The sequence below is a fragment of the Deltaproteobacteria bacterium HGW-Deltaproteobacteria-18 genome (assembly GCA_002841885.1).
Classification (GTDB): domain Bacteria; phylum Desulfobacterota; class Desulfovibrionia; order Desulfovibrionales; family Desulfomicrobiaceae; genus Desulfomicrobium.
In genome coordinates this window covers 1-12,913 of sequence record PHBE01000030.1, presented here as the reverse complement: position 1 = coordinate 12,913, position 12,913 = coordinate 1, and the positions used below count along the sequence as shown (strand labels likewise).

The 12,913-nt window shown below is 56.9% G+C and carries 7 protein-coding genes and 2 pseudogenes; 4 read left to right on the top strand and 5 right to left on the bottom strand.

The genetic code is table 11. The annotated features are described in order from the left end of the window. The 4 genes and pseudogenes from CVU60_17835 to CVU60_17820 form a co-directional block, all read right to left on the bottom strand. Positions 1-328: pseudogene (locus CVU60_17835) on the bottom strand (hypothetical protein). A 70-nt stretch (positions 329-398) separates the two neighbouring features. Beyond that, positions 399-2,261 carry an ABC transporter permease gene (locus tag CVU60_17830; GenBank protein ID PKN40024.1) on the bottom strand — a complete coding sequence of 621 codons (1,863 nt, stop codon included), beginning with the start codon at positions 2,259-2,261 and terminating at the stop codon, positions 399-401. Next, positions 2,231-2,986: an ABC transporter gene (locus tag CVU60_17825; protein PKN40023.1), complete on the bottom strand. Its 756-nt coding sequence runs from the start codon at positions 2,984-2,986 to the stop codon at positions 2,231-2,233. The genes CVU60_17830 and CVU60_17825 overlap by 31 nt, the downstream gene beginning before the upstream one ends. Before the next feature lie 3 nt (positions 2,987-2,989). Next, on the bottom strand, positions 2,990-5,134 hold the full coding sequence (locus tag CVU60_17820; protein ID PKN40022.1) for a VWA domain-containing protein: 2,145 nt from the start codon (positions 5,132-5,134) through the stop codon (positions 2,990-2,992). Positions 5,135-5,363: 229 nt separating this feature from the next. Between CVU60_17820 and CVU60_17815 the strand changes: the two are divergent. Together CVU60_17815 and CVU60_17810 are read left to right on the top strand one after the other, a co-directional pair. Beyond that, positions 5,364-5,767: pseudogene (locus CVU60_17815) on the top strand (cell filamentation protein Fic). A 59-nt stretch (positions 5,768-5,826) separates the two neighbouring features. Next, the gene (locus CVU60_17810; GenBank protein ID PKN40021.1) at positions 5,827-6,027 is read left to right on the top strand and encodes a hypothetical protein; all 201 of its coding nucleotides are present in this window, start codon (positions 5,827-5,829) and stop codon (positions 6,025-6,027) included. A 60-nt stretch (positions 6,028-6,087) separates the two neighbouring features. On the opposite strand, the gene CVU60_17805 is transcribed toward CVU60_17810, so the two are convergent. Next, positions 6,088-6,348 carry a hypothetical protein gene (locus CVU60_17805; protein ID PKN40020.1) on the bottom strand — a complete coding sequence of 87 codons (261 nt, stop codon included), beginning with the start codon at positions 6,346-6,348 and terminating at the stop codon, positions 6,088-6,090. 754 nt (positions 6,349-7,102) lie between these two features. Between CVU60_17805 and CVU60_17800 the strand changes: the two genes are divergently transcribed. Both CVU60_17800 and CVU60_17795 read left to right on the top strand, forming a co-directional pair. Continuing rightward, a complete protein-coding gene (locus CVU60_17800) occupies positions 7,103-8,824 on the top strand; it encodes a ShlB/FhaC/HecB family hemolysin secretion/activation protein (protein ID PKN40019.1) in 1,722 nt (573 codons plus the stop codon). 11 nt (positions 8,825-8,835) lie between these two features. Further along, positions 8,836-12,913, top strand: a 4,078-nt coding sequence (locus tag CVU60_17795; GenBank protein PKN40018.1) for a hypothetical protein, incomplete at its 3' end; no start/stop codon positions are given.

Here is a 12,913-nt window from a genome sequence, read left to right as displayed (position 1 = left end):
CCTCGGGGTCGCCGCTCGCGGCCAGAAGGGCGTCCATGCCCATGACCGCCGCGAACTGGCCGCGGGTCAGCTCGTACTTGGCCATGACGATCTCCCACGAGTCGTCCTGCCCCGTCGGGAAGGAACCGCTGATCTGGGTGCGCTGCAGCCCCTCGAAGACCCCGCCCGAGGCGTCGCCGATCTGGATGATGCGGGTCTGGTCGCCCCAGAAGCCCTTGCCCGGGACCCGCGCCCGGCGAAAGACCATCTGCGCGTCGCCCGGCATGGGCAGGATCAGGTCCCCCTCGGCCGGTTTGGGATTGTACGGCGTCTGGGGCGGGGCCTCGGCCAGGGCCGAAGTCGCCAGAACCATCAGGACTACCGCCGCGAAAAAGGCGCACAGCCGCCAGGGCAAACCTTTACTGCTCACGAATGACCTCCGCTGGATCGATGCATGTCGCCCGCCAGGCGGCCACCAGGGAAGCCAGGCCGGCCAGGGCGACGGTGGAAAGACAGAACAGGGGGACATAGGCCTGCGGCAAAACGCAGAAGGCCTCGCCCGGGGCCAGGTCCATGGCGAAGGTGCGGTTGATGACGCCGGCCAGGGCGGCGTACCCGCCGAACCCGGCCCCAAGCCCCAGCACCGCGATGATGAACCCCTGCGCCACGGGGAAAAAGAAGACGTGCCGCCGCGCGAAGCCCAGGAGCCTGAGCACGCCCAGGTCCCGGCGGCGCCGCTCCACGGCCGCGTACAGGCTGGCCACCAGCACGCCGGTGCCGCCGCACAGCCCCAGGGCGGCGATGAGCCAGAAGAGGCGCGACAGCCCATTGTCCAGGACGCGGATACGCTCGATGGCCTCGACCTCGGCCGCGACTTCCACGCCCTGGTCCTTGAGGCGATGGTAGATGGCGGGCACGTCGTCGATGCTTTTGGCGTAGAGGCGAAAACCGCGGTACCCGCCGCGGGCCATCTGGAAGGTCAGCGTGCGGCGGTCGAAAGTCACCCCGCGCTGGACCGCCGTGCGCAGCACGCCAAGGAGTTCCACGGGCACCACGGGGCGCTCGAAATTCGTGATTCCGACGGGGCGCAGGAGGAAATCAAGGTCTTTCACGCCCGAAGCGCGCACGTCCACGGCCGTCCCGTTCCCGTCGGTACCGGCCGGCCACAGGCAGTCCACCAGCCCCCCCCCCTCGGGCAGCCTGCCGCTGAAGGCCGGCCAGGGCGGCTGCGGCAGGCCGAGCATGGCCGCCTCATCGGCGTTCGGGGACAGGCCGACGGGGCGCAGCTCCCCCTCCCCTGTCTTCAGGACCACGCCCTCGGCATAGGGCAGCAGGGCGCGCGAATAGCCCCGCAGCTTGGCGTCGATGGCCCGCAGGCTGGAGGCGGTCACGGGCGAGCCCGGGGCCAGGAGTTCGTAGGCGGCGAAGCCTTCCGGGGGCTCGAAGCCCAGCAGTTCGCGCACGCGACCGGGCTTCGCGTCGGCGATGCGGCCGAAACCCGTGTTGATGATCAGGCCCGAACGGACGATGGGCGGCAGGGGTTCGGGCAGCAGGAGCACGGCGCCGTCGAAGCTCGGGTAGGGCTGCGGCGTCTCGCCCGGCCAGCCGCGGTCCGGCGCGGCGTAGCCCTCCTTGTAGCCCTCCACGTCGAGGACGAAGGGCAGCGGCGCATAGACCCGCGCCAGGGAGCCGGCACGAGGTTCAAGCACGGCCGATACGCGGAGCCGGGCCTCCACGGCCTCGCTGCGGCCGCCGCGCGTCCTGGTGACCCGCACTACAAGCTCTTCCCCGGCGGCCTTGCTGGCCAGCCGCGCGGCCTCGGCCGTGAGCACGGTCTCGCCGTCACCTGGCACCATGCCGCCGTTCTCCAGGATGAGGGGATCGCCTTGGGCCGTGGGGATGAGGTCGAAAAGGGCCGTACCGGAATCCTGCGGCAGAACAACGGTGATAACCGAGGACAGGGGCAGGATGGTCGGGGTCAGGAAGCCCACGCCCGGCCAGGCGGCCAGGCCGTCGAACCACTCGGGGGCGAACTCGCGGGTCTGGGTGGGCCGGATCTCTCGGAAGACGGGGTCCTCGACTAGGCGCTCGCGCAGAGTCTGGATGGTGCCGTGCTTGAGACCCAGCAGGACCAGCAGGGGTGAAATGACCGCCGCCAGGGCGATGACCAGGCAGAGGGTCAGGACCCACTCGTGGCGCAGGTGGGCGGCGGCCAGGAGCGGGATCTGGCGCAAGGGGCCGCCCCGGGCGCTCACGACGCCCTCCCCTGCACGGGCCGGCAGACCGAGCGGGTCATGCCCGGCGAGACGGCCTCGAGATCGAAGGTGTAGGCCGCATCGGCCAGCTCCATGACCAGGTCCGTGTCGTGGGTCACGACGATCACGGCGGCGGATTCCTCCCGGGCCAGACGATGCATGTCGTCCATGATGGCCCGGGCGCGGGCCTTGTCCACGGCCGCCGTGGGCTCGTCGGCTAAAACCAGGTGCGGCCCGTGGGCCAGGGCGCGCAGGATGGCCGCGCGCTGGCGCTGGCCGATGGACAGGGAAGACGGCATGCGGTCCAGGCAGCCCTCGAGGCCCATGCCCCGCGCCAGGGCGTCGATGCGCCCGGCCGGGACGCCGCCGCTGATACTCCCGGGCAGTTCGATGTTCCGGCGCACGGTCAGGAAGGGCAAGAGGCCCCCGGTCTGCAGCACGTAGCCGAAGAACTCCCGCCGCAGGGCCGCCAGGGCCCCCTCGTCGCCTTCGGCCCACAGGGCCGCGGCGTCGGCCGGGGGAGCGTGCGGATGCGCGGCTATCTCGAAGCGGTCCACGCTGGTGGGCGCCATGACCAGGGCCAGGATGTCCAGCAGCGTGCTCTTGCCGCAGCCGCTCTCGCCGATGACGGCCACCATGCTCCCCGGCGCGACCTCAAAGGCGGGCACGCGCAGCTCGAAGACGCTGTCGCCCTGGCTGCGCGTCTTGACCAGTCCTTCCAGGCGGACCATGGGTACGATCCCCTCAGCCACGGTCTAAGGCAGGTAGTCGAGGTGCAGCGGGTACACCAGGTCCTGGTCAGGGTCCGTGTCGTTGACGCGGAACCAGGCGTCGACCTGCTCGTTGATGGTCCGGTACTGGTCGAGCTTGGCCAGGATGCTCCACTCAAGCTGCGAGCGCTGCTCGGCCGTCATGCTGGCGAACATGTCGTCCGTAAGCGACAGGATGTCGCTCTTGTAGGGCAGGCTCTGGATGAAGGCGGGCAGCAGCCCGGTGTCGGCCAGGCGCACGGCCCCTCCCAGGTCCTCGGGGCGTTTCATGGCCTGCCCGGCCACGCCCTGCAGGGCCTCGAAGAACTGCCCCTGGGTGACCTCGGCGCGCATGACGGCCTGCACGACCTGGTCGAGGGTCTGGGACAGGGTGGAGAGCTGCTCGCGGGTGACCAGGACGCGCACGTCCAGGGCCTTGTCGGCCGGGTTGACGAGGTCGCGGTCCATGGCCCAGGCCACGATGTCCTTGGGCGGGTTGGCCTCCTTGCCCACGTACTCGATGAGGGCCGCTTCCCACAGCTTGTCGAACTCTTCCAGGGGCGCGGCGGCGTCGGCCACCTGGGTGCCCATGGTCTCGCCCAGCAGGGTGCGGATGCGGCCCGTCAGGTGCTCGGCCAGGGTCAGGTACTCGCTCTCCTCGAAGGCGTTGACCTCCTTGATGGCCGAGGCGTCCTCCTGGCCGCGCACGCGCGCCAGGTGGCCGAACTGGGCCATGGCGCGCTCATGGTCCTCCTTGGCGCGCGGGTCCTGCAGGTGGATGGCGAAGAGGTGCACCTGGGCGTCGTCGTACTCGCGGCGCAGGTCGGTCTCGTCCTTGCCGGTGGTGTTCTGCTTGTGCCCCTTGGGGTGGGAGCTTGCGTCCCCCACGAGGACGACGAAGCGCAGGGCCCCCTCGCGCCACTTGGAGCGCAGGGCCTCGTCCACGCCGGCGAAGGCCTCCTCGGCGTAGTCGACGCTGCCCACGGCCGTGGCCGCGGCGTCCTTCTCCAGGAGGCCCACCAGCCCGTCGGCGTCGACCAGCTCGGGAGTCAGGTTGCGGGCCACGTATTCCAGCTGCGGCGCGACCTCCAGGGAGTCGCGGTAGACCACCAGGCCGAAGCGGAAGCGGTCGGCCGTCTCGCCGCTGAAGGAGCGGCTCATCTGGGCCACGGCCTGGCGGGTCATGTCGATGAAGGGCTGCATGCTGCGGCTGGTGTCGATGACGAAGACGATGTCGGCCTTGACGTCCTTGAGCACCGCCCCGCCCTCGCCGCGGCCCACCTGGGCCTGTTCCAGGTAATCGGCGTTCTGCATGGTGTCGGCGCCGCGGGCGCCGGGCACGGCCGCAGCCAGCTGCAGCAGGCGCACGTCGTCGCCGTTTATCTGTGTCTGACTCCACTGCAGGATGGGCAGTACGTAGAATTGGGTGGTGATGTCGACGAAACGCTTGGGCTCCATGCTGACGACATTGTCCGGGATGTTCCCGGCGGCCACGCCCTCGTAGAGCGTCTTGGCCCGGCCCGCCATGTCCATGTCGTCGACGATGGATTCCAGGTCCGCCTTGTTGCGGAACATGAGGACGGGGCTGCGTCCTTCCAGCTCGTTGCCGGGGTGGGTGTAGGAGACCAGCAGGGCCTGGCGCCATTCGAGGACGTCCCTGGCCTGCATCCAGCCTTCGGCCGCAGCGCGCGTGCGCCCGACCTGATACCAGCCCTGGGGCTCTTCGGGGCGGGAAAGATCGAGATCCTGGCGGTTGAAGACGTAGAGAGGTTTGAAGGCGGGGACATTGGCCTGGACCACGGCGTTCTGGTCCGCGGCTGTCTCGCGGTAGATGCTGGAGAAGGGCCGGGGCAGCACGCGCAGAGGCAGCTGGGTGGCGGCTTCCATGCAGGGGCTGCCGGGCTGGCAGACGATGCCGTCATCGACGGGCTGCGCCGCCGCGTGTCCGGCCGTGCCTTCCAGGGCGGAGAGCCCTTCGGGTGCCGCATGCCCCTGGGTTCCCTCCAGGGCGGAGGCTCCATCGGGGGCTGCTTGTCCCTGGGTCCCCTCCAGATCGGCCAACTCGGCATGGCCGGGACCGGCAAAGGCCATCAGGCCCAGAACAGCGCTTGTACAGAGCATGATGCGTACTGAAGCTAGGAAACGGGACATGCCTCCTCCTCACTCATGTTATGGTGATACGTAGGGTAAAATAAAATTTCATGCATCATACAACTAATTGAAGCTCAAGGCAAACTCGGTAATCGGCCCCAATTCTACGTCAACACGTACGTAGTTAAAAATCTGCAACTGTTTTTCTTGAAAACTATCAATTTATTATCATATTTTAAGTCACAAACACGGTTTTTGAGGACTGCCCCTGACCTCGCCTCAGGCATCTCAAACAATTCTCTTGAGTTCCTATCAGAAACAGCCCGTTCACCATGTCTGCCCTAGACCTTCCGACCTCCCGGAACTGATGGCGGGCCTCCTCGCTGCTCTCCAAATGATGAAGGATGGCGCTGTCTCCGCCATTACCCATGCCGCCGCCATCTCCTACGGATTCGTTTTCATGCATCCCTTTGAGGACGGCAACGGCCGTATCCACCGAGTTCTCATTCACAGCAAGCCATACAGGAGATTGTGGATATGCCTGACCGCCTCATCGATCTTTTTATCCAGCTCTGCCTGCAAAACAATGGTCGTCTTTCGGCAAAAAAGAAGAAATTAAGTTACGAGTTTCTGACCGATGACGAGTTGGGCGGCATGGAACACGCCGTCCGGGAAAGATACGCGAGGAACTGAGCTTCAAGGATGCGCTCAGCATCGCCCCCACTATTGCTTCATCAGACGCCTGGCCGCCAATGTGGAAAGAGAACGCCTGCTGCAGAAACGCCCTGACGGAAATGTCCCTGCGCATCATGGAGCACGGCTGCGTGGGGATCAAGAAAATGTCCATCCTGACCGGAACCAGTTGCAATACGCTGAAGGAGCATTTCCGGAGGATGGTTGGAAATGGGATGCTGAAGAGGAATGGGCAGGGTCGGGGTTACGGGGTCAAGTAGTTGTGAACCGACGTAAGCGGCGAGACTCGTCAAAGGACGACCTAACCCCTTGCCTTGACCTTAACGGAGCAGTCTTCTTTCGACACCATGGGCAAAACATTGCTGATCTAGTTCCTTACCAGCAGTCATATCATCGTCATTGCACGAAATTTCAGCATTCAAAAATTCTTCTTCCTCCAACAGGATATTGTAAGAACGTCCCTTTTCTAAATTCTGCCAACTAGAGATGGCGTTAAAAGCATCTGTCCCAGCGCTCTGCGTACTAAAAAAACCATGAAGATTATCTTTAGCGCGAGTAAAGGAGTATGAATTGGAGATCATAACAACCTCATTTTATATTTTTAAAGAAAACTTCGCAGCTTGATCGAACCGGGTCAGCAACTCTATTCCCTGCGCGTCACCGACAGTGCCCGCACAATGATTTGCCTGCTCAAACGGCCCAATCCTGGTGCTGCTCAGCCTGCATGGCCAGTACGACAAGGCATTCCGCAAGCGTTGACGTCAGGGCCGCAGACTGGGCCCATTCCATCCACGCCTCTCCCACCTTCAAGAACTGCAACTGCTCGCACCCCATGCCCGTCGTGGAAATTCAAGATTCAAGATGCGACCCCGCTTCACGCGTGGCCAGAAGCAACCGTTTGACATCGCCCTGATCAGCCACCCCCCTTTTCACGTCCAAATCGTGAAAAATCATCGAAAAACACCCCCCTCATCCAAGCATTTTGTAATACGGACAGTGATAAGTATTTACGACTGGTAAATACTTATTATTAAGTACAACGTGTAGAGAAAAAATTTGTTGCAATATATAAAAAAAATTATTTATAGACTACAAAAAAATTCTTCGTCTTCGTCTTTCTGCATACGATATATAAAAATTTAACTTATCATTCTTTATGTGAATCTATTTGTTTTTTTTCATGCGTTAATGCAATTTTATGAACCAGATTATATCAAAAATTTGAGTAAAAATGTCATTGAATAACTGAATTTAGTATTCATTTTATAATTCATATTTTGTGTTTTTTTTATATTTCAGATTTTAATCAGAGATCTGAAAGAAGTGGAGAGAACTATGAGTTTCATAAAGCCGTTCATATGCTCGGCAATATTTTTAATTGTCTTATCTGAAATCGCTTTTTCACAGTCATTTCCTGATGCTTGTGCGGTTCACAAGCGCATTATCCAGCACCAAGAAGAACACCAGCGTGTCCGTCAAGAGCATTTTCAGCGTCACGCTACAGAGCCGCCTTCTGGGCTGAAAGTCCAAGAAGAGCCTGAAGCGAAAACGGATGACTCTCTTCAATGTATTTCCGTTGACACAATAGAAGTTGCCGGGGTGACGCTTTTGTCTGCCCAGACTATCGAAGATTTGACACGGAAGTTTAGCGGACGCTGTCTCACGCTTGGCGATATCAATTCCCTTCTGAAGCACATTACCAATGCCTACATAGACCGAGGATTTGTTACGTCTCGGGCATATTTACCAGAGCAGGAGGTTTCTCAGGGCTTGCTCAAAATTCAAGTCATTGAAGGGAAGATTGAAGATATAAGACTCAATGACGGCAAGGGAATGAAGCAAAATGAATTGCGAACAGCGTTCATTGGGCTAAAAGGCGGCCCTCTTAATCTCCGTGATCTTGAGCAGGGGCTCGACCAACTCAATCGTCTTCAATCAAGCGATGCGACCATGAAGCTGGTTCCTGGTAGTGAGCCGGGAATGAGTGTCGTGACGATTTCTAATGACCCGACGAAACGGTGGCGCGCCTCCGTTGGGTGGGATGATTCGGGGCAAAAGTCCACGGGCAAGAACCAGTATATGCTGCAATTCGACAAGGATAATTTCATTGGATTGAGCGACATGCTCTCTGTGAGTTACTCCGCCACGCCTTTGCCTTGGGAGGATGATGATCATCCCAAGAACAGCCAAAGCCTGTCTGCCTATTGGTCCTTGCCCATTGGTTATTGGACCCTGAGCCTTTCTGCCAGCAAATTCAATTATTCTACGCCACTTTTCGGCACGACGGATGTGTTCAAGAGCGAAGGCGATACGTGTTGGCAATCTGTTTCCGTGGAAAAAGTTGTGCATCGTGACGCGGAAAGCAAAACGTCGCTGGGTGTGAGCGTTGAGCATCGCCAGGTGGAGAGCCGCGTTGCTGGGGCGAAACTCCACGCCAGCAGCTATGAGACAACGGACGTCGGACTCAAAGCGACCCACGCGCGAAGACTGTTTGAAGGGTCCCTCAGCTTTGGTGCCGAGTATCATCAAGGTACGAATTTCCTGGGTTCATCCGAGGCCTTGGACGGAGAGGGTGTTCCGGTGCCTCATTATGAAAAGTGGGAAGGCACGCTGAGCTATTACCGCCCGTTTACGCTCTGTGAACAAGATTTGACGTGGGCGTCGACACTTCGCGCGCAGTATAGCCCAGACACGCTTTATAATGCGGAGCGCATGTCAATTGGCAGCCGCTATACAGTCCGTGGTTTTGCAGAGGACAGTTTGAGTGGAGATACAGGTGGCTATGTCCGCAATGAGCTCTCATGGCATATTCCGTCATCAAAAGATGTAATACCAAAGGTTCAGGCTTTGGAAGTATTTGCTGGCTATGATTACGGGATGATTCTTAAAGACGAAGACGAGCCGTTTGAACGTGGCGAAGTTCAAAGTGTCTCTTTAGGACTTCGCACTATTGGGGATTTTGTAGTCGATGTCACATGCTCCAAGACTTTTTCAGCTCCCAGCTTTATCAAAAGAAAAAATTTTGAAATTTACAGCTCAGTAACTGCTTCATTTTAAGCGAGTCAATGATGAATATTCGAATTTTTCGCGAGCTTATGAGTATTTTTCTTTCTTGTATTATTGTCTTCCAGCCAAGCTTTATTGCAATGGCTGCGGACAGACCAAATGTCGTTGATTCTGCCGCATCCAAGTCCAGGCAGCCGACGATGGATACGGCGCACAATGGCGTACCGATTGAACAAATTGCCACTCCGGACAAAAACGGTGTGTCGCATAATATGTTCAAAGACTTCAATGTCGATTCTTCGGGACTGGTCATCAATAACAGTCGAGGTCTCAGTAAATCGGAGCTTGCAGGTTTTATCAAGGGGAATCCTCATCTGAAAGGGGGAGAAGCCCGGCTTATTATCAATGAGGTTACTGGCGGAAGCCGGTCGCATCTCGAAGGCTATACGGAGCTACATGGCCGCCGAGCAGACTACATTTTAGCCAACCCAAATGGCATAACCGTTAATGGCGGTGGCTTCCTTAACTTTCCCAAGGTCGTCCTGACGACTGGTAGTCCTCGACTCGGAGAGCATGGGCTTGACCGGATTGATGTGCAAGGTGGCGATATACGCATTGATGGCAGGCTCGATGCGTCCAATGTGGATTCGTTCACATTGCTTACTCGCGCGGCATTGGTGAATGCCGATATCCACGCTCAAGATCTGAATATTATTACAGGACGCAATGCATATGATCCTGTGTCCGGTGCACTGACGCCACATGAGGACGATGGAACGGCTGTTCCTGCTGTCAGTGTCGATTCGCGTGCCATTGGCGGGATGTATGCGAATCGTATTGTTTTGCAAGGTACAGAGAAAGGCGTCGGCGTCAATTTAGACGGTATTGTGCAGTCTGTATCCGACATGGAACTAACCGTCGACGGTCGTATCAAGATTAAAAATGCAGTGACAGCCGGTGGGGACGTGAAGGTGACCTCGGGCAGTGACGACGTTGCTGTTTCAGGGAATGTTTATTCCGGAAAAACAGTGCAGCTTGCTGCCCTTGGCGACGTTGCTATTATTGGTTCGACTCCGGATGCAAACGTCCTGTTGGGTGGCGCTGACGGTGTATCTTTGTCGGCGAGAAAATTTTTACTGGCTAATGCGAATATTGCTGCTGGTCTTCAAAAGAGCGGCAGTGTCCAAGGTGGTGCGTTAAAGGTAGACGCAAATGAGAGCTTTGCCGCAGTTGATTCCTCGCTGGTTTCGGGTGGGAGCCTGACTATCGAATCGCCGGATGTGACGTTGGATGGCGGCAAGATTGACGCAGCAGGTGATGTCAACATTATTGCACAGCAGGATGGCGCTGGTCGAATTAACGTAAGGAATAATGCGGCTTTGACGTCCTTACGTCATATGGGAATAGCAACAGATGTTTTGGAGACAGGGGACAATACATTTCAGGCAAATGATTTTTCACTTGTCTCTGCTATGTCACTTGACCTTGGGCAGTCGACTTTAAAGTCTACAGGAATATTTGGCATTGAGGCGCCGCATCTCTCCATGTCCAAGGGTGGCATTATAAGTTCACAGCACGATCTGTCGTTTTCACTTGATACTTTTGAAAACAATGGCGGACTTGTCTATTCTCAGGCTGACATTGCTTTGCACGTTGGAGAGCTTTATACAGCAGATGAAGCGTATATTGTTGCCGCAGGTGACATAGCCATTGACGGCCGTGGTGAAGGGAAGCGCGCAGCTCTTATACACAATGAAGCTTCAGTTATTGAAAGTCTGAGCGGCAAGCTGACTCTTGCTGCGGAGAAAGTCGAAAATATCTCAGTTGACGCAGAGATAGGCCGTAATGAAATTGGCTGGGATTACTTCAATCTTGGTTTTGGCGAATGGATCCCTGGATTTAATGCTGATGGCACGCGCAATATTTGTAACAAAAAAAGCGGTTTAGATGAGAATAAAAGCGGTGTGAATGCCCGCCTGGCGCAAACGCAAGCGAAATACGGCTTGCCGTGGCACCGTCCCTATGACGGGCGTGTCTTGCAGGAGTGGATCCATACAACCGAAGAGTATGTCGCGAAGCCTGCAATTACGGCAGAATTACTTGCCGCGTCTGATTTGACCATTGATGCAGACTCTGTTCTCAACGATAGAGGGGTGATGTCTGCAGGCAATGGCCTGACCATCACTGCCAACACGTTGGAGAATATGGGCCTTGAGCTCTCTCGACGTTTTGATATTTATCGCAATTTCCATCAGGTGCGTGAGGGGGGAAGTTATTCCTACGGTCAAAAGCAGTTCGAGTTTAACCTTGCGGAACTGATTGATGCAATTCCCGCCGTTATTACCGCGAAAGATAATCTCACCATCAACGTCCTCGACCTTGTTGCCAACGAAGGCATTAAGGTGGGGCAGGAGTATACTGGGACATTTGCCGGTACGCCCTCTGCTGCGGATCTTGAAGTTACGGGGACGATTGTTGATCCTGATACTGGCAAGCCAATCAATTCGGTCAAAGTCGCCCTGCCGACGGGTATTGGCTCTCTGTATGTCGTCAACGAAAAACCCGATCATAGGTATGTCATCGAAACCAACCCGGTTCTGACTGATCCAGGCACGTTCTGTGGTTCCGACTATTTCTTCGATGAAGTTGGAGTTGATATTGATGATCTGGGGATGCAACTCCTTGGCGATGCTTTCTTTGAAACCAATATGGTAAGAAAGCAGGTGCTCCAGTCTGCAGGGCGACGGTATCTTAAGCCGACATATACAAGCGACGCCGATCAGTTCCGCCAATTGATGGATAATGCGGTGAAAGCTCATGCCGAGCTGGATTTGCGCGTTGGCGTGTCCTTGTCGGAAGACCAGATTGCCAATCTTCATGACGACATTGTTTGGTACGAGAAGCGCGTATTTTTGGGACGGGAAGTCCTTGCCCCGGTTGTATATTTTGCTTCAGCAACTCAAGACAAGTTCAATTTGACGCGCGGAGCAATGCTGACAGGCTCGTCTGTTGAGATCAATACTGCACAGTTGCATAACAGTGGCGGAATTGAAGGTGATTCAATTAAAGTAGAATCTGACGATATTTATAATGAAGGCGGCTCAGTATCTGGAAATTATGTCTCGCTTTCTGCTTTAAATGATATCGTTAATGAAAGCGGAACAATCAAAGGTGATTCTATTGAATTAACCGCTGGGCGTGACGTGTGCATTACGACACGGACGGAGCAACGAGACAGCGGGACAGATAGCTTTGGATTTCTTCATCAGACATCCGAAGTTGCTGCAACTGGTGATCTGAGCATTACTACTGGGCGCGATACAGTGATCGGAGGAGCGCATCTTTCTGCCGGAAACAAAGCCAACATTGACGCAGGTGGCAATGTCGTCATTGGTGCAAAGCAACTGACCGACCATCTCGAAGCTTCTGATTATGAGTCCACGCATGTTCGCCATTATTCCTCCCAGATTTCTGCTGGCGAGGTGAATATCCATGCTGGCGAGAATGTTGCTGTTTTCGGCTCAACGATTGTGTCGGAGGGCGACACAAATGTTGAGGCCGGTGAGAGCGTCGTCCTTTCCGGTGTAACGAATTCCTATAAGTCCCACTACGAACATTCGAGTTCTGGTGGGCTGTTTGGTGGCGGAGGGTCCACCGTCAAAGATCATCACGTCACAAAGATTACTTCCTCGTCCATAGCTGCCGGAGGCGATGTCTCCATCAAGGCTGGGCAAGACGTCTCAATGCAGGCGAGTTCTGTTCAGGCCGGTCAAGATGCGACCTTGGAATCCGAGAACAGCGGCATAGCGCTGACTACAGGGAAGGAGCGAAACTACCACCATCACGAAAGCAGTGACAGTGGCTTTATGGGCTCTGGCTCCATGGAGCTTAAAGAGCGCGATGATGTCGTGAACGTCCGTAGCGAAGTCGCTGGTGGTGGCAAGGTCACGCTGAAGGCCAAAGGCGACATTGTGTTGGAGGCCGCTAGAATTTCTTCGGGGGATGAAACGGAAATCATCTCAGAGGAAGGACAGGTCGCCTTGCTGGTGAGCAAGGACAGCCAATACAAACGTAACGTCTCATCCGATATGGGCTTTCTGACTTGGTCCTCAAGCGACAAGGGAACGGTGGACGAAACCG

Excerpts from the sequence above, each read along its gene's own strand:
- CVU60_17805 (PKN40020.1), bottom strand. The coding sequence starts at position 6,348 with ATGATCTCCAATTCATACTCCTTTACTCGCGCTAAAGATAATCTTCAT.
- CVU60_17820 (PKN40022.1), bottom strand. The coding sequence starts at position 5,134 with ATGTCCCGTTTCCTAGCTTCAGTACGCATCATGCTCTGTACAAGCGCT.
- CVU60_17800 (PKN40019.1), top strand. The coding sequence starts at position 7,103 with ATGAGTTTCATAAAGCCGTTCATATGCTCGGCAATATTTTTAATTGTC.
- CVU60_17810 (PKN40021.1), top strand. The coding sequence starts at position 5,827 with ATGTGGAAAGAGAACGCCTGCTGCAGAAACGCCCTGACGGAAATGTCC.